The 25,138-nt window shown below is 68.9% G+C and carries 25 protein-coding genes; 14 read left to right on the top strand and 11 right to left on the bottom strand.

The window, feature by feature from the left end; all coding sequences use genetic code 11:
- Window positions 1–3: 3 nt before the first annotated feature.
- From IEY14_RS17950 to bcoG, 5 genes are all read right to left on the bottom strand, one after another.
- The gene (locus IEY14_RS17950; RefSeq protein WP_188910954.1) at window positions 4–1,806 is read right to left on the bottom strand and encodes a chloride channel protein; all 1,803 of its coding nucleotides are present in this window, start codon (window positions 1,804–1,806) and stop codon (window positions 4–6) included.
- A gap of 68 nt (window positions 1,807–1,874) precedes the next feature.
- Entirely contained in the window at window positions 1,875–2,273 is a 399-nt protein-coding gene (locus IEY14_RS17945) for a response regulator (protein WP_188910952.1), read from the bottom strand.
- Window positions 2,274–2,382: 109 nt separating this feature from the next.
- Complete coding sequence (locus IEY14_RS17940) at window positions 2,383–3,093, bottom strand: cell wall hydrolase (protein WP_373289003.1); 711 nt, start codon at window positions 3,091–3,093, stop codon at window positions 2,383–2,385.
- 147 nt (window positions 3,094–3,240) lie between these two features.
- Window positions 3,241–4,704, bottom strand: a complete 1,464-nt coding sequence (locus IEY14_RS17935; protein ID WP_188910948.1) for a carnitine 3-dehydrogenase — start codon at window positions 4,702–4,704, stop codon at window positions 3,241–3,243.
- A gap of 2 nt (window positions 4,705–4,706) precedes the next feature.
- Window positions 4,707–5,612, bottom strand: coding sequence for a 3-dehydrocarnitine:acetyl-CoA trimethylamine transferase BcoG (gene bcoG, locus IEY14_RS17930; protein ID WP_188910946.1), 906 nt, complete (start codon window positions 5,610–5,612; stop codon window positions 4,707–4,709).
- 462 nt (window positions 5,613–6,074) lie between these two features.
- On the opposite strand from bcoG, the gene IEY14_RS17925 reads away from it, so the two are divergent.
- The 5 genes from IEY14_RS17925 to IEY14_RS17905 are packed head-to-tail and all read left to right on the top strand — an operon-like array spanning window position 6,075 to window position 13,254.
- Window positions 6,075–7,664, top strand: a complete 1,590-nt coding sequence (locus IEY14_RS17925) for an ABC transporter substrate-binding protein (RefSeq protein ID WP_188910944.1) — start codon at window positions 6,075–6,077, stop codon at window positions 7,662–7,664.
- A gap of 2 nt (window positions 7,665–7,666) precedes the next feature.
- Window positions 7,667–8,782, top strand: coding sequence for an ABC transporter permease (locus tag IEY14_RS17920; protein ID WP_373289002.1), 1,116 nt, complete (start codon window positions 7,667–7,669; stop codon window positions 8,780–8,782).
- Window positions 8,779–9,600, top strand: a complete 822-nt coding sequence (locus IEY14_RS17915; RefSeq protein WP_188910942.1) for an ABC transporter permease — start codon at window positions 8,779–8,781, stop codon at window positions 9,598–9,600. Before IEY14_RS17920 ends, IEY14_RS17915 begins: the two co-directional genes overlap by 4 nt.
- On the top strand, window positions 9,600–11,231 hold the full coding sequence (locus IEY14_RS17910; protein WP_188910940.1) for an ABC transporter ATP-binding protein: 1,632 nt from the start codon (window positions 9,600–9,602) through the stop codon (window positions 11,229–11,231). Before IEY14_RS17915 ends, IEY14_RS17910 begins: the two co-directional genes overlap by 1 nt.
- 25 nt (window positions 11,232–11,256) lie before the next feature.
- Window positions 11,257–13,254: a CocE/NonD family hydrolase gene (locus tag IEY14_RS17905; RefSeq protein ID WP_188910938.1), complete on the top strand. Its 1,998-nt coding sequence runs from the start codon at window positions 11,257–11,259 to the stop codon at window positions 13,252–13,254.
- A 35-nt stretch (window positions 13,255–13,289) separates the two neighbouring features.
- Here the strand turns inward: IEY14_RS17905 and IEY14_RS17900 are convergent, their stop codons facing one another.
- Together IEY14_RS17900 and rpmB are read right to left on the bottom strand one after the other, a co-directional pair.
- The gene (locus IEY14_RS17900; RefSeq protein ID WP_244639560.1) at window positions 13,290–13,973 is read right to left on the bottom strand and encodes a queuosine precursor transporter; all 684 of its coding nucleotides are present in this window, start codon (window positions 13,971–13,973) and stop codon (window positions 13,290–13,292) included.
- A gap of 73 nt (window positions 13,974–14,046) precedes the next feature.
- Window positions 14,047–14,343, bottom strand: a complete 297-nt coding sequence (gene rpmB, locus IEY14_RS17895) for a 50S ribosomal protein L28 (RefSeq protein ID WP_188910936.1) — start codon at window positions 14,341–14,343, stop codon at window positions 14,047–14,049.
- Window positions 14,344–14,563: 220 nt separating this feature from the next.
- On the opposite strand from rpmB, the gene IEY14_RS17890 reads away from it, so the two are divergent.
- Complete coding sequence (locus IEY14_RS17890; RefSeq protein WP_188910934.1) at window positions 14,564–15,343, top strand: DUF3108 domain-containing protein; 780 nt, start codon at window positions 14,564–14,566, stop codon at window positions 15,341–15,343.
- Between the two features lie 5 nt (window positions 15,344–15,348).
- The gene (gene yddG / locus IEY14_RS17885) at window positions 15,349–16,260 is read left to right on the top strand and encodes an aromatic amino acid exporter YddG (protein WP_188910932.1); all 912 of its coding nucleotides are present in this window, start codon (window positions 15,349–15,351) and stop codon (window positions 16,258–16,260) included.
- Here yddG and IEY14_RS17880 read toward each other — a convergent pair.
- Window positions 16,226–16,708 (bottom strand): cupin domain-containing protein, encoded by a 483-nt coding sequence (locus IEY14_RS17880; RefSeq protein ID WP_188910930.1) that lies wholly within the window; start codon window positions 16,706–16,708, stop codon window positions 16,226–16,228. The two genes, yddG and IEY14_RS17880, sit on opposite strands and share 35 nt — an antisense overlap.
- Window positions 16,708–17,478, bottom strand: coding sequence for a hydroxyacylglutathione hydrolase (gloB, locus tag IEY14_RS17875; RefSeq protein WP_188910928.1), 771 nt, complete (start codon window positions 17,476–17,478; stop codon window positions 16,708–16,710). Before gloB ends, IEY14_RS17880 begins: the two co-directional genes overlap by 1 nt.
- Before the next feature lie 125 nt (window positions 17,479–17,603).
- Here gloB and IEY14_RS17870 point away from each other — a divergent pair, with 125 nt between their 5' ends.
- From IEY14_RS17870 to IEY14_RS17855, 4 genes are all read left to right on the top strand, one after another.
- Window positions 17,604–18,350, top strand: coding sequence for a class I SAM-dependent methyltransferase (locus IEY14_RS17870; RefSeq protein ID WP_188911410.1), 747 nt, complete (start codon window positions 17,604–17,606; stop codon window positions 18,348–18,350).
- Window positions 18,351–18,412: 62 nt separating this feature from the next.
- A complete protein-coding gene (locus IEY14_RS17865) occupies window positions 18,413–19,393 on the top strand; it encodes an aldo/keto reductase (RefSeq protein ID WP_188910927.1) in 981 nt (326 codons plus the stop codon).
- Window positions 19,394–19,447: 54 nt separating this feature from the next.
- Window positions 19,448–19,741: a hypothetical protein gene (locus IEY14_RS17860; RefSeq protein ID WP_188910926.1), complete on the top strand. Its 294-nt coding sequence runs from the start codon at window positions 19,448–19,450 to the stop codon at window positions 19,739–19,741.
- Window positions 19,742–19,997: 256 nt separating this feature from the next.
- Window positions 19,998–20,186 (top strand): hypothetical protein, encoded by a 189-nt coding sequence (locus tag IEY14_RS17855; protein WP_210318488.1) that lies wholly within the window; start codon window positions 19,998–20,000, stop codon window positions 20,184–20,186.
- 3 nt (window positions 20,187–20,189) lie between these two features.
- Here the strand turns inward: IEY14_RS17855 and metW are convergent, their stop codons facing one another.
- Together metW and metX are read right to left on the bottom strand one after the other, a co-directional pair.
- Window positions 20,190–20,849 (bottom strand): methionine biosynthesis protein MetW, encoded by a 660-nt coding sequence (gene metW, locus IEY14_RS17850; RefSeq protein ID WP_188910924.1) that lies wholly within the window; start codon window positions 20,847–20,849, stop codon window positions 20,190–20,192.
- Window positions 20,849–21,970, bottom strand: coding sequence for a homoserine O-acetyltransferase MetX (metX, locus tag IEY14_RS17845; RefSeq protein ID WP_244639584.1), 1,122 nt, complete (start codon window positions 21,968–21,970; stop codon window positions 20,849–20,851). The genes metW and metX overlap by 1 nt, the downstream gene beginning before the upstream one ends.
- Before the next feature lie 246 nt (window positions 21,971–22,216).
- Here metX and pheA point away from each other — a divergent pair, with 246 nt between their 5' ends.
- The 3 genes from pheA to IEY14_RS17830 are packed head-to-tail and all read left to right on the top strand — an operon-like array spanning window position 22,217 to window position 25,063.
- Window positions 22,217–23,011, top strand: a complete 795-nt coding sequence (gene pheA, locus IEY14_RS17840) for a chorismate mutase (protein ID WP_188910922.1) — start codon at window positions 22,217–22,219, stop codon at window positions 23,009–23,011.
- A gap of 28 nt (window positions 23,012–23,039) precedes the next feature.
- Window positions 23,040–24,143, top strand: coding sequence for a pyridoxal phosphate-dependent aminotransferase (locus tag IEY14_RS17835; RefSeq protein WP_188910921.1), 1,104 nt, complete (start codon window positions 23,040–23,042; stop codon window positions 24,141–24,143).
- Entirely contained in the window at window positions 24,140–25,063 is a 924-nt protein-coding gene (locus tag IEY14_RS17830; protein ID WP_188910919.1) for a prephenate/arogenate dehydrogenase family protein, read from the top strand. The genes IEY14_RS17835 and IEY14_RS17830 overlap by 4 nt, the downstream gene beginning before the upstream one ends.
- The last annotated feature ends 75 nt before the right edge of the window (window positions 25,064–25,138 follow it).

The following is a 25,138-nucleotide window of genomic DNA, read 5'->3' as shown; positions in this document are numbered from 1 at the left end:
GGATCAGGCCGTCTCGCCGGCGGCCTCCCGGCGCCGCGCTTCCAGCTCTTCGCTGTAGCGGCGCAGGAGATGGCTTTCGGTGAGAAGGCCGAGCACTTTGCGCGTCTTCGGATCGTCGACGACGGCGAGCGCCTCGCTCTCGGCCGCGTCGAAGAGGCGGCTCGCCTCGCGCGCGTTCATCTGCGGCAGCAGCATGAAGTCCTTGAAGCGCACGAGATTCTCGACCGTCGCGTCGAGATCGTCGATATCCTCCGAATAGGCGTCCGGCACGAGCACGATGCCGACATAGGCATCGGCGCGATCGGTGATGACGACGCGCTGCGTGGAACCCAGCGGGAACTCGCGGCGGAAGACCTTCAGCGCCGTGTCGATGGGCGCGGTGCGCAGGTCTCGCCGCATCATGCGCCCGACGGAAAGGTTGCGGATCCAGCCGACGTCATGGGCGCTGCGGATGCTCTCGCCGCGCAGATGGAAGCGCCAGGTGGCGAAGGAATAGCCGAAGGTCTTGCGCACGGTGAGCGAGGCGGCGACCACCGCCGCGAGGACGAGCGCGGTGATCGGCAGGTCGCCGGTCATCTCCAGCGCCAGAAAGGTCATGGTCAGCGGGCCGCCGATGATCGAGACGGCCATCGCGCTCATGCCGACCAGCGCATAGGTGGCGGGCGTCAGCGCGTCGGCGCCGAAGAGGTGCAGCGCGAGGACGGCGAAGAGCTTGCCGAGGATCGAGCCGAGAAACAGCGAGGCGAAGAACAGCCCGCCGCGAAAGCCGCTGCCGATCGAGATCGCCGAGGCCAGCGCCTTGGCCCCGAGAAGCAGGACCAGCGTGTGGACCGACAGGTCGAGATCGAAGGTCATGTGCATCGCGCCATGGCCGGAGGACAGGACCTGCGGCGTCAGCATGGCGAGGCCGGCGAGCACGAGTCCGCCGAGCGCCGGGCGCAGCGGCAGCGGCACGCGGCTCTTGCGGAACAGGATCTCCGTCCGCGTCACCGTCTGCATGACGAGGATGCCGAGGCCGGCGGCGAGGATGGCGAGCGCGATCGCCGAAGGATAGTCGGTGGCGCCGACGGGGCCGGGATGGCCGATATCGATCAGATAGGCATTGCCGACGAAGAGCCTCGCCACCAGCGTGCCGGCGAGCGCCGCCGCGACGACCGGCGTCAGCGTCGCGATGGAATAGGTGCCGATGATCAGTTCGAAGGCGTAGAAGGCGCCGGTCAGCGGCGCGTTGAAGGCGGCGGCGATGGCGCCGGCGGCGCCGCAGCCGACGAGGGTGCGCATGTCGCCGCGCCGCATCTCGAAGGCGATGCCGATCCGCGAGGCGATGCCGGAGCCGATCTGCGTATAGGCGGCCTCGAGGCCCACCGAGGCGCCGAAGCCGTTCGAGATCAGGTTCTGCAGAACGACGATCAGGCTGTCGGTCAAGGACATCCTGCCGCCATGCAGCGCGTTCGCCTCGATCGGGTCGACGAGGGCGCGCTTGCGCCGCCGCCGCGCGAGAAGAAACAGGACGAGGCCGAGCAGCAGCCCGCCGCCGGCCGGCACGAAGACGAGCGCCGGCAGCTCGAATCCCGCCGCGCCGCTCAGCCGCTCGCCGGGCGAGAGCTTGAACAGGAAGACATGCAGCGCCTGCGCGGCGCTGCTGATGCCGATCACCAGGAGGCCGGCGATGCTGCCAATGAGGATGGCGACGAGGGCGAGGCCGATCTCGTTGCCGCGCACGAGCGCGCGGAAGCGGCTCGGAACCCGGTTGCCGGCGTCCGAGGCGGTGACGGGCGGCGGGGCGGGGCTGAGTTTCTGCTCCATGACCTCGATACGCGCTGCGCGGCCGAAGCTCTAGCGCTCCGCCGGCGGAAAGGCCACCGAAGTCGGGTTCAAGCCGCCGTGCGCACGCTCGTCGTCGCGGCGCGGAAGATGGCGTCGCGCACCGCATGGGGCCGATAGGGCTTGGCGAAGAACTGGCCGTTCTCCGGCAGGCCGCGGCCGCCCGGCGCGAAATGGCCGGAGGTGACGAGGATCGCGACGGGCGGCCAGCGGCGATGCACGAGATGGGCGAGGCCGACGCCGTCCATCGAGCCCGGCATGTCGACATCGGTGAAGAGGACGCCGATCGTCGGATCGGCTTCGAGCAGCCGCAGCGCATGGTCGGCATTGGCCGCTTCCACGGCCTCGAAGCCGGCCTCCTCCACGAGGTCGACCGCGTCCAGCCGCAAGAGCGGGTCGTCCTCGACGACGAGGACCTTGCAGGAGGAGGGGCGCGACGAGCAGCACATGCCCGAGGAATGCCGATTCGGCCGGTAAGTTTCGTGCGGCCTTTGAGTCAATTGCCCCGTCGCTTGTTATGGTGAAGGAAAGCTTGCCTTTGAACGATCGCGTTAAGCTTCAGTAAAGTCCTTCGCCCGCGATCGCCTGCTCGATCGTGATGGCGGGCAGCGGCACCTCGCTGAGGGTGCCGAGCGTCTGGGCGGGCGTCGGGGCGGGAAGCGGCTCCAGAAGGATCGGCTGGCCGGCGGTGGCGGCCGGCATCGGCGCGGCATCGGCGATGCGCGTCGCGATCACCCGCTGCCGCGCCGCCTCGCGCACCGGCGGCTCGTAGATCAGCCGGTCGCCGCGCCGCGCCACGTCCTCCTGCGTCTGCGTCGGATTGCGGCGCTTCTCGTAGAAGGCGTTGCCGCCGGCGATCGCGACATAGTGCATGTTGTTGTAGGGGTAGGAATAGCCGGCCGTGTGGAAGAACATGGCGCGCCGGCCGACCTCCGTGTGGCGCGCGCCGCGCAGCACTTCCCGCGCCGTCTTGCGGGCGAGGTCCTTGCCCTGCGCCATCGGCTTCGTCAGGACGCCCGGCGCGAACTGGTTCTTCTGCCCGACGATGCCGCAGACCGAACGCGGATAGCGGCCGGAGGCCTTGCGGTTCATCACCACGGTGCCGACCGCCAGCATGCCGTCATGGCTGGTGCGGTTCGATTCGAAATACATCGCCCGCGTCAGGCAGTCCTCCTCGGTGAGGTGCGACAGGCGCGAGCAGGCGGAGAGGCCGGTCAGAAGCCCGAGGGCGACGAGCCCGGGCGCGCGGCGGAATAGACGTGTACGCAACGGGGCACCGCCTCGAAGAATGCCCTCCATCCCGGCCTTTCGCCCCTCCCGCCGGACGGGGCCGGCGGGCGCGAAGGGCCCGTGGAGTTCGAAGTCCCTCCGCGCAGCCTCGCGCGAAAGGCTTAAATCTTCGTAGCGGCGGGAGCCTCAGCCGCGCTCGCCGACGCGGCGGCCCGCCCCGTCCGGCGCGGGCAGTCCCGCATGGGCGGCGGCGAGCGCCGCGATCCGCTCCGCCATCGCGCCTTCCGTCGCGACGGCGCGCCCGGCTTTCGTGTCGACATGGAGGAGCATGTGCTCGCCGGTGGCGAGGAGCGCCCCGTCCCTCTCGCGCCGGATCGCGTGGAAGAGATGGAGGCGCTTGGCATCGGCGGAGAGGACGCGGCTTTCCACGCCGAGCCGGTCGCCGCGATGACCCTCGCCGAGATGGCGGATATGCGTCTCGACCGTGAAGAAGCTGCGCCCGCTCGCCAGATAGGCGGCATCGAGCCCGAGATGGGCGAGGACGGCATCCGTCGCGTCGCCGAGGACCTGGAGATAGCGGTGCTCGGTGATGTGGCCGTTATAGTCGAGCCAGTCCTCGGGCACCTCCGCCGCATGAAGGCGCAGCGGCTCGGCCGGCGTCGCGGCCGGCGCGCCGGCGAGGCCGGCGCGATAGGCCTTCAGCAGGGCGCCGGCGCCCCAATCCTCCTTTTCGAGCGCCTTCAGGATCGCGACGAGATTGTCGTCGCGAATGCGTTCGAGCCGGCGGATCGACAGGCCCGCCGCCTGCGCGTCCGACTGGTGGGAGATCTTATCGATCAGCGCCTCGGTCAGCTCCGGCACGTCGGTCAGCTTGGTCCAGGGCCATTGGAGGCAGGGGCCGAACTGGGCCATGAAATGGCGCATGCCGGCCTCGCCCCCGGCGATGCGGTAGATCTGGAACAGGCCCATCTGCGCCCAGCGCAGGCCGAAGGAATAGCGGATCACCTCGTCGATCTCCTCGACGGTGGCGATGTCGTCCTGGACGAGCCAGAGCGCCTCGCGCCAGAGCGCTTCGAGAAGCCGGTCGCCGACGAAGGCCTCGATCTCCTTGCGGATGTGGATCGGCTTCATGCCGAGCGCGGCATAGAAGGCGCGCGCCCGCTCGATCGTCGCCGGCGCGGTCCGCGCGCCGCCGACGAGCTCTACCAGCGGGATGAGATAGACGGGATTGAAGGGATGGGCGACGACGAGGCGTTCGGGCCGCGTCATCGTCGCCTGTAACTCGCTCGGCAGGAGGCCCGAGGTCGAGGAGGCGACGATCGCCTCGGGCGGCGCATGGGCGTCGATCTCGGCGAGGATCCGCTGCTTCAGGTCGAGCCGTTCCGGCGCGCTTTCCTGGACGATCTCGGCCCCCGCGACGGCCTCGGCCAGCGAGCTGACGAAGCGGATCGCGCCGAGCCTCGGGCGCGCCCCGTCGATCAGCCGGCCGAAGGCATGGGCGGCGTTTTCCATCAGCCGGCCGAACTTCGCCTCCGCCTGCGGGTCGGGATCGTAGACCGCGACATCGAGCCCGTTCTGGGCGAAGCGGGCGATCCAGCCGCCGCCGATGACGCCGCCGCCGATGACGGCGGCCTTGGTGAGGGTCGCCATGGTCAGGCCCGCCTTTCCAGCTTCAGCTTCGCCCGCGTCTCGGCCGGGCCGAGCACCTTCGCGCCCATGCCTTCGAGCGTCTGGCACGCGGCCGCGACGAGATCGCCGTTGGAGGCGAGGACGCCCTTGCGCAGCCAGAGATTGTCCTCCAGCCCGACGCGCACGTTGCCGCCCGCCAGCGCCGCCAGCGCCGCGTAGGGCAACTGGTTGCGGCCGATGGAGAAGGCGGAGAAGATCCAGTCCGACGGCAGATTGTTCACCATGGCCATCAGGGTGCCAATATCGTCCGGCGCCCCCCAGGGAATGCCCATGCAGAGCTGCACCAGCACCGGCCCGTCGAGCAGGCCCTGATCGTTCAGCCATTTGGCGAGGACGAGATGGCCGGTGTCGAAGATCTCGATCTCCGGCCGCACGCCGAGCGCCTGGATCTGCCGCGCCATCTCGCGCAGCATGGCGGGCGTGTTGGTCATGACGTAGTCGCCCTCGCCGAAATTCATCGTGCCGCAATCCAGCGTGCAGATTTCCGGGCGAAGCTCGGCGACATGGGCGAGCCGCTCCGTCGCGCCCGCCATGTCGGTGCCGGCCGGCGACGGGGGCAGGGGCTCTTCGACGGAGCCGAAGGTGATGTCGCCGCCCATGCCGGCGGTGAGGTTGAGGATGACGTCGGTGCCGGATGCGCGGATCAGCCGCACCGTCTCGCGATAGAGATCGAGACCGCGCGCGCCCTTGCCGGTCTCGGGGTCGCGGACATGGAGATGGGCGACGGCGGCGCCGGCCTCGGCCGCCTCGATCGCGGCGGCGGCGATCGCCTCCGGCGTCACCGGCACCTTGTCGGAGCGCCCCGCCGTGTCGCCGGAGCCCGTCACGGCGCAGGTGATGAAGACCTCGCGATTCATGGCGAGCGGCATGGCACGTCTCCCGGCAGGTGGCCTGGCTCGATTTGTCGTCCGGCCGTGCCGAACGGGCCATGCTGACTGCGACGCTGGCTATGCCAAACGCGCCGTGGAGAAAAGGCTTGCATGTGGACCCGAATTGGCGTCACCTGATGCCGAACCGGTCGTGCCTCTCTCGTGGGCACTTCAGCCCAGATCGACGCCCCGACGCAGCTTGTCCAGACCAGGATCGAGCGCGCGGCGTCGATACTTGCGTTTTTCCAGTATATCCTCCATCTCTCTCTTGTTTTTCTCTTTTCCCGCGAAGTCTTGTGGGTTCCTCAAGGCTTGTCTGTATTTGCGACAATTCGTGTCGTAACCTGACTTTCGCTGAATTGTCCGGGCGATAGCTTGGCCGCATCAAGTCGCGCCTGAGCGATTGCCGGCATGAATCCAGCCGGCCAGAGGGCGCGGCGGCGTTGGGGACGGGAAAACGACATGAGCGACGATCGGAAGTTTCTCGCCGACGAACTGCGCCGGGGCGGCCTCGACCGCCGCGAATTCATGGGCCGGGCGCTCGCCGCCGGCATCTCGCTGACGCTGGCCGGCAGCCTCTTCGCCGAAAGCGCCGCCGCCGCCGAACCCAAGCGCGGCGGCCATCTGAAGCTCGGCCTCGAAGGCGGCTCGGCGAAGGACGGGCTCGACCCCGCCCTCTATCTCTCGCAGGTGCTCTTCTGCATCGGCCGCTGCTGGGGCGACCTTCTCGTCGAGAGCGATCCGCTGACGGGCGCCGCCGTGCCGGCCCTCGCCGAAAGCTGGGAAGCCTCGCCGGACGCCAAGGTCTGGACCTTCAAGATCCGCAAGGGCGTGCAGTTCCACGACGGCAAGGAACTGACCGTCGAGGACGTGGTGAAGACCCTGCAGCGCCACACCGACGAGAAGTCGCAGTCGGGCGCGCTCGGCGTCGTGAAGTCGATCTCGGAGATCAAGGCGGAGGGCGGCAATCTCGTCCTCACCCTCCAGGAGGGCAATGCGGACATGCCGCTGCTCCTCTCGGACTATCACCTGATCATCCAGCCGAACGGCGGCTACGACAATCCGACGGCGGCGATCGGCACCGGCCCCTTCAAGCTCGTGAAGCACGAGCCCGGCGTGCGCACCACCTTCGAGCACAATGCGAACGACTGGCGCAAGGATCGCGGCTATGTCGACTCGGTCGAGCTGATCGTCATCAACGACGCGACGGCGCGCGTCGCGGCCCTGTCCTCGGGCCAGGTCCATTTCATCAACCGCGTCGATCCGAAGACGGTGGCGCTCCTGAAGCGGGCGCCGACCGTGGACATCCTCTCCACCGCCGGCCGGGGCCACTACGTCTTCATCGCCCATTGCAACACGGCGCCCTTCGACAACAACGACCTGCGCCTCGCCCTGAAATACGCGATCGACCGCGAGGCGATGGTGAAGACGATCCTGTCCGGCTACGGCAAGGTCGGCAACGACTTCCCGATCAACTCGACCTATGCGCTATTTCCCGAGGGCATCGAGCAGCGCGCCTACGATCCCGACAAGGCGGCCTTCCACTACAAGAAGTCCGGCCATGACGGCCCGGTGCTCCTGCGCACCTCCGAGGTCGCCTTCCCGGGCGCCGTCGACGCGGCGGTGCTCTACCAGCAGACCGCCAAGAAGGCCGGCATCAATATCGAGGTGAAGCGCGAGCCCGGCGACGGCTACTGGTCGAACGTCTGGAACGTCCAGCCCTTCTCCGCCTCCTATTGGGGCGGGCGGCCGACCCAGGACCAGATGTACACCACGGCCTATTACTCGAAGGCCGACTGGAACGACACGCGCTTCCTCCGGCCGGACTTCGACAAGCTCCTGCTGGAAGCGCGGGCCGAGCTGGACGAGGCCAAGCGCCGCGAGATGTACCGCACCATGGCGATGATGGTGCGCGACGAGGGCGGCGTCATCCTGCCGATGTTCAACGACTTCGTGAACGCCGCCCGCAAGACGGTGAAGGGCTATGTCCACGACATCGGCAACGACATGTCGAACGGCTACGTCGCGAACCGCGTCTGGCTGGAAGGCTGAGCGTGACGACCGGGCCAGGTCTCTCGGAAGGACCGGCGGGCGCGGCGGTCCTGCCGGCGGGCGATCCCATCGCCTCGGCGGGGCTCGCCGGCGGCATGCTCATCTCCGCCGAGACGACGCCGAGCGCCGCGCCCCGCTCGAGCTTCGGCCGGTGGCGGGCGGCCTCGCCGCTCAGCGCGATGATCGCCCAGCGGCTGGGGCTCAGCCTGCTCCTGCTCCTCGCCGTCTCGGTCGTGCTCTTTCTCGGCGTCGAGGCGCTGCCCGGCGACTTCGCCCAGACCTATCTCGGCCAGTCGGCGACGCCGCAGGCGGTGGAGAACATCCGCCGCGAGCTCGGCCTCGATCAGCCGGCGATCACCCGCTACTTCTCCTGGCTCGGCCATGCCCTCCAGGGCGATTTCGGCCTGTCCTGGGCGAGCCGCAACTCGATCGCCGAGCAGATCGGCCGGCGCCTCGGCAACACGCTCTTCCTCGCCTTCTTCGCCGCGCTCGTCTCGGTGCCGCTGGCCGTCGGCCTCGGCATGGTCTCGGTGCTCTTCCGCGACCGCCTGCCGGACCGGCTCGTCAACATCTTCTCGCTCGCGGCGATCTCGCTGCCGGAATTCTTCGTCGGCTATGTCCTGATCTTCCTCTTCGCGATCCAGTTCCCGATCGTCACCTTCCCCTCCACCGTCTATGACGGCATGCCCTTCCTCGATCGGCTCGGCGCCATCCTGCTGCCCGGCGCGACGCTCGTCCTCGTCGTGCTCGCCCATATGCTGCGCATGACGCGGGCCGCGATCCTCAACGTCATGGAAGCGCCCTATATCGAGACGGCGGAGCTGAAGGGCCTGTCGCGCTGGCGCACCATCGTGCGCCATGCCGCGCCCAACGCCATCGCGCCGATCATCAATGTCGTGGCGCTGAACCTCGCCTATCTCGTCGTCGGCGTCGTCGTGGTCGAGGTGGTCTTCGTCTATCCCGGCATCGGCCAGTACATGGTCGACGCGGTGACGGTGCGCGACATGCCGGTGGTGCAGGCCTGCGGCCTCCTCTTCGCCGGCGTCTACATCTTCCTCAACATGCTGGCCGACATCCTGGCGATCGTCGCCAATCCGCGCCTGAGGCATCCGCGATGAGACTGCGCGCCATTCCGCCGAGCGCCTGGATCGGCCTGGCGGGCCTCGCCATCGCCTTCGGCTGCGCGCTCTTCGCGCCCTTCATCGCCCCGCATGGCGAGGAGGAGATCGTCGGCGGCGTGTGGGACCTGCCGAGCGAGGCCTTCCTGCTCGGCACCGACAATCTCGGCCGCGATCTCCTGTCGCGGCTCGTCTACGGCGCGCGGACGACGATCTTCGTCGCGGCCTCCGCCACGGTCCTCTCCTTCTCGCTCGGCATCGTCCTGTCCTTCACCGCCTCGGTGCTGCGCGGCTGGACCGACCAGCTCCTGTCCCGCCTCAACGATCTGATGATGGCGATCCCGACGCTGATCTTCGCCCTCGTCGTGCTCGCCGTCCTGCCGCAGCGCCTGTGGATCCTCGTCGGCGTGATGGCGGTCCTCGATTCCACCCGCGTCTTCCGCCTCGGCCGGGCGGTCGCGACCGACATCGCGGTGATGGATTTCGTCGAGGCGGCGCGGCTGCGCGGCGAGGGGACGCTGTGGATCGTCTTCCGCGAGATCCTGCCGAACGCCCTGTCGCCGCTTCTCGCCGAATTCGGGCTGCGCTTCGCCTTCGCCGTCCTGTTTCTCTCCACTCTGTCCTTCCTCGGTCTCGGCATCCAGCCGCCGGCCGCCGATTGGGGCGGCATGGTGAAGGACAACAAGGACGGCATCATCTTCGGCGTCTCGGCCGCGCTCTATCCGGGCCTCGCCATCGCGCTCTTCGCCGTCTCGGTGAATCTCGTGGTCGACTGGCTCCTGAACCGCACGGCGAGCCTCAAGGGAGGCCGCGCCTGATGGCCGAACTTCTCGACGTGCGCGGGCTGACCATCGAGGCGGAGATCAGCCCGCCGGGCGAGCGCCCGCGCAAGGTGACCCTGGTGGACGGCGTCTCCTTCACCCTGGCCAAGGGCAAGGTGCTCGGCCTCATCGGCGAATCCGGCGCCGGCAAGTCCACCATCGGCCTGTCGACGCTCGGCTACGGGCGCGGCAGCGTGCGGATCGCCGGCGGCACGGTGCATCTCGCCGGCACCGATCTCGTGGGGCTCTCGCCCGGCCGGCTCCGCCGCATCCGGGGCGCCAAGGTCGCCTATGTCGCCCAGTCGGCGGCGGCTTCCTTCAACCCCGCCTTCCGGCTCGGCGATCAGGTGATCGAGGCCAGCCTGAAGCACGGGCTGCTGACGCGCGAGGCGGCGCGGGCGCGGGCGGTGGAGCTGTTCCGCAGCCTCGGCCTGCCGGAGCCGGAGCGCTTCGGCAGCCGCTATCCGCATCAGGTCTCCGGCGGCCAGCTCCAGCGCGCCATGACGGCGATGGCGCTGATGCCTTCGCCGGACCTCATCGTCTTCGACGAGCCGACGACGGCGCTCGACGTGACCACCCAGATCGACGTTCTCGTCGCCATCAAGCGCGCGATCGAGGAGACCCATACGGCGGCGATCTACGTGACGCACGATCTCGCCGTCGTCGCCCAGGTCGCCGACGACATCATGGTGCTGCGCCACGGCCGGACGGTGGAATACAGCTCGGCCCGGCAGATCCTCGAAGCGCCGCGCGAGGACTATACGCGGCGCCTCGTCGAGATGCGCCATTTCGGCCGCGAGGAGGCGAGGGACCAGAGCGACCGGCTCCTCACCGTCGATCGCGTGGAGGCCGGCTATCCTTCGGGCCTCACCGTGCTGAAGGACGTGTCGCTGCATCTGCCCAAGGGCCAGACGCTGGCCATCGTCGGCGAGTCGGGCTCCGGCAAGTCGACGCTCGCCCGGGTGATCACCGGCCTCCTGCCGCCGAAGAGCGGCCGCATCGCCTTTGCCGGGCGGGAATTGCCGGCGCGGCTCGACCAGCGCTCGCGCGACGATCTGCGCCGCATCCAGATGATCTACCAGATGGCGGATACGGCGATGAATCCGCGCCAGACGGTGGGCGAGATCATCGGCCGGCCGCTGACCTTCTATTTCGGCCTGCGCGGCGAGAAGAAGCGGGCGCGGGTGCAGGAACTGCTGGCGGCGATCGAGCTCAAGCCGGACTATGCCGCGCGCTATCCGGCCGAACTCTCCGGCGGCCAGAAGCAGCGTGTCGCCATCGCCCGGGCGCTCGCCGCCGAGCCTGAACTCATCCTCTGCGACGAGCCGACCTCGGCGCTCGATCCGCTCGTCGCCGACGGCATCCTGAAGCTTCTCCTGAAGCTCCAGGCCGAGACGCATGTCTCCTATCTCTTCATCACCCATGACATCGCCACGGTGCGGGCCATCGCCGATTCGGTGGCGGTGATGTATCGCGGCCGCCTCGTGCGCTTCGGGCCGAAATCCGAGGTTCTGGCGCCGCCCTTCGACGACTATACCGACCTTCTCCTCAAGTCCGTGCCGGAAATGCGCATCGGCTGGCTGGAGGAGGTGCGCGACGGCCGCCGCATGGCCGCCGCCGGCAACTGACGCTTTTCCGCATCGAGAGCATGGCATGACGATTCGCGCCCATCGCGTCATCGAGAACGAATGGATCCCGCTGAAGGACGGCACGCGGCTCGCCGCCCGCATCTGGCTACCGGCCGGGGCGGAGGAGGCGCCGGTGCCGGCGATCCTCGAATATCTGCCCTATCGCAAGCGCGACGGCACCAGCGTTCGGGACGAATCGACCTATCCGACCCTCGCCGGGGCCGGCTATGCCGGCGTGCGCGTCGACATTCGCGGCTCGGGCGAATCGGAGGGCGTCATCGACGGCGAATATACGCCGCGCGAATTCTCCGACGCGCTGGAGGTGATCGACTGGATCGTGGCGCAGCCCTGGGCGAGCGGCGCCGTCGGCATGATGGGCATTTCCTGGGGCGGCTTCAATTCGCTCCAGATCGCGGCGCTGAACCATCCGGCGCTGAAGGCGGTGATCTCCATCGCCTCCACCGTCGATCGCTACAATGACGACATCCACTACAAGAACGGCTGCCAGCTTTCCGCCAATCTCTCCTGGGCGTCCTATATGCTGGCCTATCAGTCGCGGGCGCCCGACCCGGCGCTGGTCGGCGCGCGCTGGCGCGCGATGTGGCTGGAGCGGCTGGCGGAGGAGCCCTTCTTCCTGCCGGAATGGCTGGCGCATCAGCGGCGCGACGCCTTCTGGCGCCACGGCTCCATCTGCGAGGATTTCCCCGGCTTTCCGGTGCCGGCCCTCGTCATCGCCGGCTGGCTCGACGGCTATCGCAACACGCCGCTGAAGGCGGTGGAAGGGCTGGGCGCCAAGGCGAAGGCGCTGATCGGCCCCTGGGTGCACAAATATCCGCATTTCGCCTGGCCGAAGCCGCGCGCCGATTTCCTGAACGAGGCGATCCGCTGGTGGGACCGCTGGCTGAAGAACGAGCCGAACGGGGTCGAGGACCTGCCGCAGGTCCGGGCCTATATCGTCGATGCGCCGCGCCCCGCCCGCTGGCGGGCCGAGGAGCCGGGCCGCTGGGTGGCGCTCGCGAACTGGCAGGCGCCGGAGCCGCTCGTTCTGCATGTCGGCGCCGGGCGGGCTCTGTCGCTCGGCGCCGGCGCGCCGTCCTCCGATCACATCTATCTGGAATCGCCGCAGGATACCGGCGTGATGGCGGGCGAGTGGTTCACGCTGAAGCCCGATGCCGAACTGCCCGGCGACCAGCGGCCGGACGATGCGGGATCGCTGGTCTTCGAGACCGAGCCTTTGACCGAGGCGCTCGAACTCCTCGGCTTTCCCGGTCTGACCCTCGGGCTCGTGCCGCGCACCGCATCCGCCAACCTGGTCGCCCGCCTCGTCGACATCCACCCGGACGGGACGGCGACGCGCATCGCCTTCGGCACGCTCAACCTCGCCCATCGCGCGGGACAGGCCGAACCACGGCCGGTCGTGCCCGGCGAGCGGCTCGAGATCGCGATGGCGCTCGATGCCTGCGGCTATCGGCTGGGGCCCGGCCATCGCCTGAGACTCGCTTTGTCCACCGCCTATTGGCCGACGATCCTGCCGGGGCCGACGGCGGGCGGCGTCACGGTGGATTGCGGCTCGCTGCGCCTCGCCCTGCCGCTGCTCGCCGGGGCCGAGCCGGTCGCGGTGCCGGAGCCGGACGATCCCGATCCCCTGCCGCGCTATATCGAGCACGCGCCGGGCGCCTCGCGGCGCAGCGTCGAGCGCGACCTCCAGGCCGGCGTGACGCGCTACCGCCTCTTCGAGGATACGGGCCTCGCCGAACATCCCGAAACGGGCCTGTCGACGCGGCAGGTGCGGGAGGAGGTCTGGACGATCGCGCCCGACGATCCGCTGTCGATGACGGGAACGACCCTCTGGACGACGGAGATGCGCCGCACCGATGGCTGGAACACGCGCACGGAAAGCGTGGCGCGGCTCTCCTGCACGGCGAGCGACTGGATCGTCTCCGCCTCCGTCACCGCCTTCGAGGGCGAGACGGAAGTTCATCGCAAGGATTTCGGCGAGACGATCCCGCGCGACCTGATGTGAGGCATGGAAAAAGCCCGCCGAAGCGGGCTCTTCCGTCAGGCGATCTGCGTCGTCCGGTAGGGCAGGACGCGCTGCATCAGCACGCGGTAGGGGATCAGCGCGAAGGCGGCGATCAGGAGCTTCACCGTGAAGTCGCCCATCGCCCAGGAGATCCAGCGCGGCGCGTCCGTCTGCAACAGGCCGAGCAGCGGCGCGGTCTGGAGCGCGAAGTCGTCGCTCGGGCCGACGAAGGCGAAGGCCGGGGCGAAGGCGATGGTGAAGAAGGTCGCCGTGTCGAGGACGGAGCCCGCCAGCGAGCCGAAGGCCGGCGCCTGCCACCAGCGCTGCTGGCGCAGCCGGCTGAAGACGAAGATGTCGAGAAGCTGCGCGAGGAGGAAAGCCGCGCCGGAGGCGGCGGCGATGCGCACCAGCCGGTCGCCCGCCGTCGAGAATTCGAGCAGTCCCGCCTGGAACAGCAGCGGCGGCGCCAGAATCGAGGCCGCGACCGCGACGGCGAAGCCGATATAGACGACGCGGCGCGCGAAGGCCGGGCCGTGCCAGCGGTTCGACAGGTCGGTCACCAGAAAGGCGAAGGGATAGGTGAAGGCGCCCCAGGTGAGGAGGTCGGCGAGCTGGAGGCGACCGAGGCTTCCCGCCATCGGAAACTGGACCAGCACGTTGGAGGCGACGACGACGAGCGCCATGGCCGCGACCGGCAGGGCATAGGGTCGGATGTTCATTTTTTTATCCTGGGTGATGGAACCAGCGTCGATCGGAAAAGCCGGCGCGGATCGCTCCGCGCCGGAGACGGGATCAGGCCGAGGCTTCGGCCGAGACCTTCTTGACGATCTGACGCTTGAGAAGGCGGGCGCGGGAGGAGAGCTCGCGCTCGTCGGCCTTCAGGAGGAAGGCGTCGAGACCGCCGCGATGCTCCACCGAACGCAGGCCGGCGGCGCTGACGCGCAGGCGGACACGCTGGCCGAGCGCATCGGAGATCAGCGTGACGTTCGACAGGTTCGGCAGGAAGCGGCGCCGCGTCTTGTTGTTCGCGTGGCTGACATTGTTGCCGTACTGGACGGCCTTTCCGGTGAGTTCGCACGCGCGCGACATGGGTCAATCCTCAAGAAGCTGCATCCGAGCAAGAGCATCGCGGTGCGCCGCCGGCTTGCCGGCGCGATCAATCCACGAAAGTCATGATCGGAAAATCGATCCGCTCTATAGTCGCGCGGCTCCGCGAGGTCAACCGTCGCACGCCTCTTGAATCTTGCGCGCCGAAGCCGAACATGCGGCGGGGGACGGCTCGCGTTCCCTCTCAAAGAACGGACGCGCGATGCGGTCGAGACTTTCCGGACGGTTCCTCCTTCCCGCCGCCTTTCTCGGAGCGGCGCTCGTTCCGGCCGCCGCCGATACGCTGTCGACGCGCTACGACGTCTCACTGATCGGCCTGCCGGTCGGCCGGGCGGAGTTCAAAACCGAGATTTCCGGCAATGCCTATTCGGTCGACGGGACGCTGAGCTCCTCGGGGCTCGCCGATCTTCTGACGACGATCAAGGGCACGAGCTCGGTCGCCGGCCGCATCGCCGGCGACAAGCTCTTCGCCACGCGCTACGGCCTCGACTACAAGTCCGGCAAGAAGGTCTACAAGAGCGACGTCGCCTTCCAGTCGGGCCGCGTCGCCTCGGCCGAGGTGCAGCCGAAGGCGAAGGTGAACAAGGATTTCGTGCCGGTGCAGCCGGAACAGCTGCGGCAGGTCGTCGACCCGCTGAGCGGGCTGATGCTGAAGCCGGTGAAGACGCCGGACGATCTCTGCACCCGCACGCTGCCCTTTTACGACGGCTGGTCGCGCGTCGATCTGAAGTTCAGCCCCGCCGGCCGCAAGCCGATCGAGACGGACGGCTTCAAGGGCGAGGCGATCGCCTGCGACGTCCGCATCCAGCCCGTCAGCGGCTATAAGGTGACGTCGAGCGGCGTGAAGTTCATCGTGCGCCAGACGGTGCAGATCTGGTTCGCGCCGATCGGGGCGACCGGCATCTACGCGCCGGTCTATGCCCGCGTGCCGACGCAGATCGGCCCCCTGACCTTCAACGCCTCCACCTTCGCCAAGGGATGAGTGCCATGGGCGGCGAACGGGGTCGGGCGTCGCTCGCCGGCTTCTCCGCGATTCTCATGTGGTCGCTGCTGGCGCTGATGACGGCGCGCAGCGGAGCGATGCCGCCCTTCCAGCTCGCGGCGATCACCTTCGCCATCGGCACGCTGGTGGGGCTCGGCTGGCTTATCGCCAAGGGGGCCGGCCCGCGCGCCATCCTCGCCACCTTCCGCCGGCCGCTCGCCGTCTGGGCGGTCGGCATCGGCGGGCTCTTCGGCTATCACGCGCTCTATTTCGCGGCGCTGCGCAACGCGCCGGCGGCAGAAGCGAGCCTCATCGCCTATCTCTGGCCGCTCTTCATCGTGCTCGGCTCCGCCCTTCTGCCGGGCGAGCGGCTGCGCCTCCACCATGTGGCGGGCGCGGTGCTCGGTCTCGCCGGGGCGGGCGTCATCCTCGCCGGCCGGGGCGGCGGCGTCGGCTTTTCCGGCGACCATATGCTCGGCTATGTTCTGGCGCTTATCTGCGCCTTCTTCTGGTCGGGCTATTCGCTCCTGTCGCGGCGCCTCGCGGCGGTGCCGACCGAGATCGTCGCCGGCTTCTGCGCCGCGACCGCCATCCTGTCGCTTCTCGCCCATCTCTTGTTCGAGACGACGGTCTGGCCGACCACCGGCCTCGAATGGGCCGCCGTCGTCGCGCTCGGGCTCCTGCCGGTCGGCGCGGCCTTCTATGTCTGGGACATCGGCATGAAGCGCGGCGACGTGCAGCTCCTCGGCGCGGCGAGCTACGCCGCGCCGCTTCTTTCGACGCTCGTCCTCGTCGGTGCCGGCGAGGCGCAGCCGAGCGCCGCGCTGGCGCTCGCCGCCCTGCTCATCACCGCCGGGGCGGTGCTCGCCGCCTGGCCGACCTTCAGGCGGATCCTCGCGCGCCGCCAGGCGGCGTGACGAGGCCCTTGCGCGGTGTCGGCCGCCAGTCCTTCGGTGCCATTTCGAAGCTCTCGAAGACGAAGCCCGGCGCGACGGTGCAGCCGACCAGCGTATAGAGGCCGAGGCTCGTCGCCGTCTGCCACCAGCCGGCCGGCACCGCGAATTGCGGCGCCTCGCCGCCGAGAAGATCCGGCCCCAGCCGATGCGCCGAGGCGTCGTGGCCGTTCGGCGAGACGGTGAGGACGAGCGGCGCGCCACCATACCAGTGCCAGACCTCGGCCGCGTCGGTCACGCGGTGCCATTCCGAGGTCTCGCCGGCGGCGAGGAGATAGTAGATCGCGGTGGAGCGCGGACGCCCGGCGCCGTCCGTCTCGCTGTCGCGGAAGGTCTCGCGATACCAGCCGCCCTCGGGATGGGCCGCAAGGTTCAGGCGGCGGACGAGCCGTTCGACTTCGGCCGGCAGCATCAATAGCGGTTCCGCTTCTCGCGCAGCGCCGCGAAGACGGCGACCGGATCGGCCTCCGCCATGCCGAGCTCGCGCTGCAATTCGGGATTGTCGGCGCGCAGGAACGGATTGGTCAGCTTCTCCGTGCCGAGCGCCACCGGCAGGGTGGACCGCCCGGCGACGCGCAGCCGCTCCACCTCCTCGACGCGGTTGCGCAGCGCCGGATTGCCGGGATCGACATCGACGGAGAAGCGCGCGTTCGTCGCCGTATATTCGTGGCCGCAATGGAGCATGGTGTCGTCCGGCAGGGCGCGCAGGCGCTGGAGCGAGGCCCACATCATCGCCGCGTCCCCTTCGAACAGCCGTCCGCAGCCGAGCGAGAACAGGGCGTCGCCGGCAAAGAGCAGCTTCTCCTCCGGCAGATGGAAGGAGATCTCGCCGAGCGTATGGCCGGGCGTGTCGATCACCTCGACGGCAAACGCGCCGACCTCGAAGCGATCGCCGCCGGCGACGGCGCAGTCGAGGCCCGGAATCTTGTCGCGCTCGCCGGCCGGACCGATGATCTGCGCGCCGAACGCCGCCTTCAGCGCCAGATTCGCCTCGACATGGTCGCCATGGTGATGTGTCGTCAGGATATGGGTGAGCGTCCAGCCCTCGCGCTCCAGCGCGGCGCGGATCGGCCCTTCCTCCGGCGCGTCGATCGAGATCGTCGCCTCGCTCGACGGATCGTGGACGAGAACGCCGAAATTGTCGCTTCGGCAAGAAAACTGGCGGACGATGGCACGCGGCATGGCGAATCCTGCTTTGGCGGCGGACGGATTCGATCTAGAGCATCGGTGGTGACTTGGCATCCGCCCATCGGCGGCGGGCGGAAGAGAGGGAAAGCGCGTTGAGCCGAACCGCGATGCCTCTCAACATGAATGCCGACATCCTGGAACTGCGGGAATTCTACGCCTCGCGCCTCGGCCGGGCGGCGGAGCGGGCAATCACGGCGGCGCTCGCCTCGCTCTGGCGGCCGATCCACGAGGAGCGCCTCGTCGGCATCGGCTATGCCGTGCCCTTTCTCGAACGGTTCGGGCAGGACTGCGACCGCGCCATCGCCCTGATGCCGGGCGGGCAGGGGGCGATTCCCTGGCCCTCGCCGCAGGGCTCGCTGACGGCCCTGGTCGATATCGAGGAACTGCCCTTCGGCGATGCCTCGGTGGACCGGATTCTGCTCGTCCACGCGCTCGAATTCGCCGAAAGCCCGCTCGAATTCCTGAACGAGATCTGGCGCGTGCTGGCGCCCGGCGGCCATCTCGTCATCGTCGTGCCGAACCGGCGGGGGGTCTGGTCGCGCTTCGAGCACACGCCCTTCGGCTCCGGCCGGCCCTGGTCGCGCGGCCAGCTCGTCCGCCTCCTGCGCGAGGCGCTGTTCACGCCGGCCGCCGCCTCGGAGGCCCTGCATTTCGCGCCCTTCCGGCGCCGGTCCATGCTGGCGCTCGCCCCGGCGCTGGAGCGGCTCGGCCGCCGCGCCTGGCCGCTCTTCTCGGGCGTCGTCATCCTGGAGGCGACGAAGCAGATCTATCGCGGCATCCCGGTGGCGAGCGAGCGGCGCGAAAGACGGCGCCTCATGCAGCCAGTGCTGCTGCCGCAAGGGGCGGGGGCGGGCTTCGGCCGCTGATTCCCGTCGCCCCGCGCGGCGCGGCGCCCTATATCGGCGGCTCTCCAGCGAAAGGGGCAGACATGGAAACCCGCAAACTCGGCGACCTCACGGTCTCGGCCATCGGTCTCGGCTGCATGGGCATGTCCGAATTCTACGGCACCGGCGAGGAGAAGGAATCGATCGAGGTCATCCATCGGGCGCTCGATCTCGGCGTCACCTTTCTCGACACGGCCGACATGTACGGCGTCGGGCGCAACGAGGAGCTCGTCGGCCGGGCGATCAAGGGGCGGCGCGAGAGCGTCGTGCTCGCGACGAAATTCGGCAATGTCCGGGGTCCGAAGGGCGAGCGGCTCGGCGTCAACGGGCGGCCGGACTATGTGCGCCAGGCCTGCGACGCCAGCCTGAAGCGGCTCGGCGTCGAGATCATCGACCTCTATTACCAGCACCGCGTCGACCCGAACGTGCCGATCGAGGAGACGGTCGGCGCGATGGCCGAGCTCGTCCAGGCGGGCAAGGTGCGCCATCTCGGCCTGTCGGAAGCCGGACCGGCGACCATCCGGCGCGCCCGGAAGGAAGCGCGCATCGCGGCCCTCCAGACCGAATATTCGCTCTGGAGCCGCGACCCGGAAGACGAGATCCTCGCCACCTGCCGCGAGCTCGGCATCGGCTTCGTGCCCTATTCGCCGCTCGGACGCGGCTTCCTCACCGGCCGCTTCAGATCGCCGGCCGATCTGCCGGACGACGATTTCCGCAAGAACTCGCCGCGCTTCTCGGACGAGAACTTCGACAGGAACCTGAAGCTCGTCGCCGTGGTCGAGGCGATCGCCCGGAAGCATGACGCCAAGGCGAGCCAGGTGGCGCTGGCCTGGGTGCTGGCGCAGGGCGAGGACATCGTGCCGATCCCCGGCACCAAGCGCGTCCGCTACCTGGAGGAGAATGCCGAAGGCGCGGGCCTGACGCTTTCCGCCGCCGATCTCGAGGAACTCGATGCCGCCTTCCCGAAGGACGCCGCCGCCGGCACGCGCTACCCCGAAGCCGGGATGAAGATGGTCAATCTCTGATCGTATCCTGCGCGGTCCGGATCCGGTATGATCCCGCATCGAAGGAGACGGGCCGTGCTCGATACGAAGGAACTGGAACGCCGCATCCTCGCCATGGCGGTGGAGACCTTCTCGGCCGACGTGATCCTCGCCGTGCATTGCGAGCGCGGCCTCGATCACGTCTACGAGCCCGTGGTCTGGACGCGCTTCGTCGTCGCCGAAGGACGGATGCCGCTCGACGCGAAGGTGAAGCTCGGCTTCGGCTTGCGGCTGCGCCTCGCCTTCGACGATTGGGGCGATGCGGCCTATCCGGTGACGTTCTTCTATCCGGAATCAGACTATAAGAGGCTCTATCCTGCTGCCGCTTGAGCTGATCGCACTTGCTCGCCGGCTTGTAGCGGGCTCGCCATCTGAAGCCGATCTACGTCGGGCGACGAGCAGCGCATATTATGCGCTGTTCCATATGTTCTCGCGGATGGCCGCAGACAGTGTGCTGCCTAGTCGGCCGTCGGACGTTCACGACAATGCTTGGCATCTCGTCTATCGAGCCGTCGAACACGGTCCGCTACGCAATGCCTGCGTGAATTCGAACATTCTCCGGCAATTGCCGAAGGTCCTCGCCGAAATGGCCCCGCTCATCCCGCGCATGCAGACGAAGCGCCATCTGGCGGACTACGATCCGATCTGCTCGTTCACGGCGCAGGAAGTCGCCGACGATATCGACGAGTGCGAGGCGGCGATCCAGACGTTCATGGCAGCGCCCGAGGCGGATCGACGGGCCTTCGTCGCTTTCGTCCTCTTCCGTCTTCGCTGAGCCTCACCGGCTCAGCACGAACACGCCTTGCTGGCCGAAGAGGTTCCAGAATTCCCAGGGCAGCTTCATGCCGAGCCGGTTGCCATTGGCATCGAGCGCGACCGAGGTCTCGATGCGCGCGCCGAGTTCCTTCGTCAGTTCGACGAAGTCGCGGATGGTGCAGAAATGGATGTTCGGCGTGTCGTGCCAGGAATAGGGGATGTTGCGCGTCACCGGCATGCGGCCGGTGAAGCCGAGCGACAGGCGGATCGTCCAATGCCCGAAATTCGGGAAGGAGACGATGGCCCGCTCGCCGATCCGGAGGAGTTCCGACAAGACGAGTTTGGGCTGGCGCGTCGCCTGGATGGTCTGCGACAGGATCACGTAGTCGAAGGCGTCGTCCGGATAGTGGACGAGATCGCGGTCGGCATCGCCCTGGATGACGGACAGGCCGCGCGCCACGCATTCGTTGACGCCGACCTGGCTGAGTTCGACCCCGCGCCCGTCGACGCCGCGCTTTTCCTGAAGAAGGCTGAGGAGAGCGCCGTCGCCGCAGCCGACATCGAGCACCCGGGCGCCCGGCCGCACGAGATCGGCGATGACCTGGAGATCGATGCGCTGGCGCGCCGCCTCCTCGACGGTGGCGCTGGTCGGGACGGGGCCTTGCGAGACGAGCGTATCCATCAGAGCCCCCGGAGCCGCGCGGCCGAGGAGATGAAGCCCCGGATCGCGTCGAAGAGTTCCGGCTCGTCGAGCAGGAAGGCGTCATGGCCGCGATCGGTCTCGATCTCGACGAAGGAGACGGACGCGGCGGCGGCGTTCAGCGCGTGGACGACCGCGCGGTTCTCCTCCGTCGGGAAGAGCCAGTCGGACGAGAAGGAGACGAGGCAGAAGCGCGTCCTAGTGCCCCGGAAGGCCTCGGCGAGGCTGCCGCCATACTCGGCCGCGATGTCGAAATAGTCCATCGCCCGCGTCATGTAGAGATAGGAATTGGCGTCGAAGCGATCGACGAAGGTCATGCCCTGGTGGCGCAGATAGCTCTCGATCTGGAAATCGGCGTCGAAGCCGAAGCCGAGCGCCTCGCGGTCCTGGAGATTGCGGCCGAACTTCCGCTGGAGGGCGGCTTCCGACAGATAGGTGACATGCGCCGCCATGCGGGCGACGGCCAAACCCTTGTGCGGCCGCGTGCCTTCGAGAATGTAGCGCCCGGCGCGCCATTCGGGATCGGCGACCACCGCCTGCCGGCCGACCTCGTGAAAGGCGATGTTCTGCGAGGAATGGCGCGCGCCGGTGGCGATCGGCAGGGCCGCGAAGACGCGGTCCTTGTAGGTGACCGCCCATTCCAGCACCTGCATGCCGCCCATCGAGCCGCCGACCACGGCGAAGAGCGTGTCGATGCCGAGCCGGTCGACCAGCATCGCCTGCGCCCGCACCATGTCGCGGATGGTGAGGACGGGCAGGTCCAGCGCATAGGGTTCGCCCGTCGCCGGATCGAGCGCGGCGGGGCCGGTCGAGCCCATGCAGCCGCCGATGACGTTCGAGCAGATGATGAAGTAGCGCGAGGGATCGAGCGGCTTGCCCTCGCCAACGAGCGTCGACCACCAGCCGGGCTTGCCCGTCACCGGATTGCGGCTCGCGACATATTGGTCGCCGGTCAGCGCATGGCAGACGAGGATCGCGTTCGACTTGTCGGCGTTCAGCGTGCCATGCGTCGTATAGGCGATCTGGAAAGGGGAGAGCGCGCGGCCGGCATCGAGGCGGAGCGGCTCGTCCGGGCCGAAATGCGCGACGAGGCTGGACGGCATCCGCGCTTCGCGCGTCGCGGCGTCTTCCGTCTCGCGGACCTTGTCCGGGCTGTCCTGCAGGATTTCGATGGTCATGGCGCTCTTCGCCGCCTTCATATGGGGGCCGCGACGGGAAGCCCCAAGGCGGGCGCGGCCTTTGCCCTGCTTCCACCATGAGACGGGCGTGCTGGCAAGCCATGCCGGCGGCTTTGCATCTCGGTTGCGAGGCGCGTAGAGCAGCGGGAACGAAATCCGCCGGGATCTTCCATGCCGACGATGAAGGAAGCCGATCCGCAGCGGCTCGCGGAACTGCGCGCCATGATCGATGCCATCGACGAGTCGGTGCATCGCCTCCTGATCCAGCGCGCGACGGTGATCGACGAGCTGATCGACGTGAAGGGCACGGCGAAGAACGGCGCCGCCTTCCGGCCCGGCCGCGAGGCGGACATGATGCGTCGGCTCGCCGCCCGCCATGCCGGCAACCTGCCGCTCGGCGCGGTCGAGCATCTCTGGCGCGAGATCATCTCCACCTTCACCGCCCTCCAGGCGCCGTTCCGCGTCGCCGTCGCGGCGGAGGGCGACGCGGTGGCGGCGATCGAGGCCGGCCGCTTCACCTTCGGCTTCACCGTGCCGGTCACGGTGCTGGAGGGCGCTGAGGACGTCGTCGCCTGGATGGAGGAGGGGGGCACCGACAAGCTCGGCCTGGTGCCGCTGGAGACGGCGGCGCGCCGGCCCTGGTGGCGGGCGATGCTGCGGGCGCAGGTCGTGGCGCGCCTGCCCTTCTTCGAGAACAATCCGCGCGAGGCAAACCTGCCGGCCCTCGTCCTCGCTCCGCCGCTCGCCGATCCCGTGCCCTTCGAGATCGGCTGTTTCGCCATCGGCTGCGAGGCGCCGCGCCTCGGGACGCTGGTCGCCGAGCCGCTGGACGTCATCGGCCACGCGCCGGGCACCGCGCTGGTCGCGACGCGCGACGGGGCGTCCCTCGTCGAGGCCGCGACGCGCGCCGGGCTCGACATCCGCCCCCTCGGCGGCTATGCGGCCCCATTCCGGGTGGAGCCCTGATCCCCCCATCCTCTGCAGGATTTCCGTCATGGCCAGTGCGACGGTCCGGCCCGCGCCGAGACAAGCGGTGCTCGATCTCGACCTCTACGTTCCGGGCAAGAGCCACGCTCCGCCCGGCGTGACGCTGCACAAGCTTTCCTCGAACGAGAGCGCGCTCGGCGCTTCCGCCGCCGCGCAGGCCGCTGCCGCCGAGGCGCTGGCGCGTCTCGAACTCTATCCCGACGGTCAGGCGAAGGCCCTCCGGGCCGCGATCGGCGCGCGCTACGGCCTCAACCCCGCCAACATCCTCTGCGGCAACGGCTCGGACGAATGCCTCAGCCTTCTCGCGCTCGCCTATCTCGGCGAGGGCATGGAGGGCATCCATACCGAGCATGCCTTCCTGCTTCACAAGGCAGCGATCGTCGCCTCCGGCGCGAAAGCCGTGATGGCGCCGGAGCGCGACGCGCGCGTCGATGTCGACGCGATCCTCGCCCGCGTCACCGAGCGCACCCGGCTCGTCTATATCGCCAATCCGGGCAATCCGACCGGCACCTACGTGCCCTTCGACGAAATCCGCCGCCTCCAAGCCGCGCTGCCCGGCAACGTGCTCCTCGTCCTCGACGCGGCCTATGCCGAATATGTCCGGCGCAACGACTACGAGGCCGGGATCGAGCTCGTCGCCTCGAGCGACAATGTCGTGATGACGCGGACCTTCTCGAAGATCCACGGGCTCGCCTCGCTGCGCGTCGGCTGGATGTATGCGCCGGACCACGTCATCGAGACGGTGGAGCGCGTCCGCCCGCCCTTCAATCTCAACGCGGTGGCGCTCGCCGCCGCGACGGCCGCCGTCGCCGACCGCGCCCATGTCGATCGGGCGGCCGAGCACAATCTCGCCTGGCTCGACACGCTGACGCCCGAGATCACGGCGCTCGGGCTGACGGTGACGCCGAGCGTCACCAATTTCGTGCTGATCCATTTCCCGGAGGACGGGCGGCACGGCGCGGCCGAGGCGGACGCCTTCCTCACGGCGCGCGGCTTCATCCTGCGCCGCGTCTCGGCCTATGGCTTTCCGAACGCGCTGCGCATGACGATCGGCTCCGACGCGGCCAATCGCGGCGCCGTCGCGGCGCTGGCGGAGTTCATGGCCCGATGAGCGAGCCGCTGTTCGGCAAGGTCGCCCTGATCGGCATCGGCCTCATCGGCTCCTCGATCGCCATCAACCTGCGCGATCGCGGCCTGGCCGGATCGGTGGCGATCTCGACCCGCACCGCCCCGACGCTGGCGCGGGCCGAGGACCTGCGGCTCGGCACCAGCTATCATCTCGATCCGGCGGAGGCCGTGCGCGACGCCGATCTCGTGATCCTGTCGGTGCCGGTCGGCGCCTGCGGCCCGATCGCCGAACAGATCGGCCCGGCGCTGAAGCCGGGCGCCGTCGTCTCCGATGTCGGCTCGGTAAAGGCCTCGGTGATCGCCGCGATGCGCCCCCATCTGCCGGATCATGTCCAGTTCGTGCCGGCCCATCCGGTGGCCGGCACCGAGCAGTCGGGCCCGGATGCCGGCTTCCTCGAACTCTTCGAGAACCGCTGGACGATCCTGACCCCGGTCGAGGGCGCCTCGGAGGAGGCGGTCGCCCGGCTCGCCGCGCTCTGGCGCGCCTGCGGCGCGCGCGTCGAGACGATGACGGCCGAGCATCACGATCTGGTCCTCGCCATCGTCAGCCACGTGCCGCATCTCATCGCCTACAACATCGTCGGCACGGCGGCGGATCTGGAGGAGGTGACGAAGGCCGAAGTGATCAAGTTCTCGGCCTCGGGCTTTCGCGACTTCACCCGCATCGCGGCCTCGGACCCGACCATGTGGCGCGACATCTTTCTCAACAACCGCGACGCGGTGCTGGAGATGCTGGCGCGCTTCTCGGAGGACCTCGCCTCCCTGCAACGTGCCATCCGCTGGGGCGACGGCGACGCGCTGTTCGACCTCTTCACCCGCACGAGGGCGATCCGGCGCGGCATCGTGGAAGCCGGGCAGGACACCGCCCAGCCCGATTTCGGCCGCTCGCCGAAGGGGCATTGAAAGCCGGCCCCTAGGGCATGGGCTGCGAAGCGGACAGCGTAAGGGTCTTCACCGACACCGAGCGACGGACCGTAT

It is taken from the genome of Aureimonas endophytica, assembly GCF_014642635.1.
GTDB lineage: Bacteria > Pseudomonadota > Alphaproteobacteria > Rhizobiales > Rhizobiaceae > Plantimonas > Plantimonas endophytica.
This window is presented reverse-complemented; position numbering and strand designations above follow the sequence as displayed.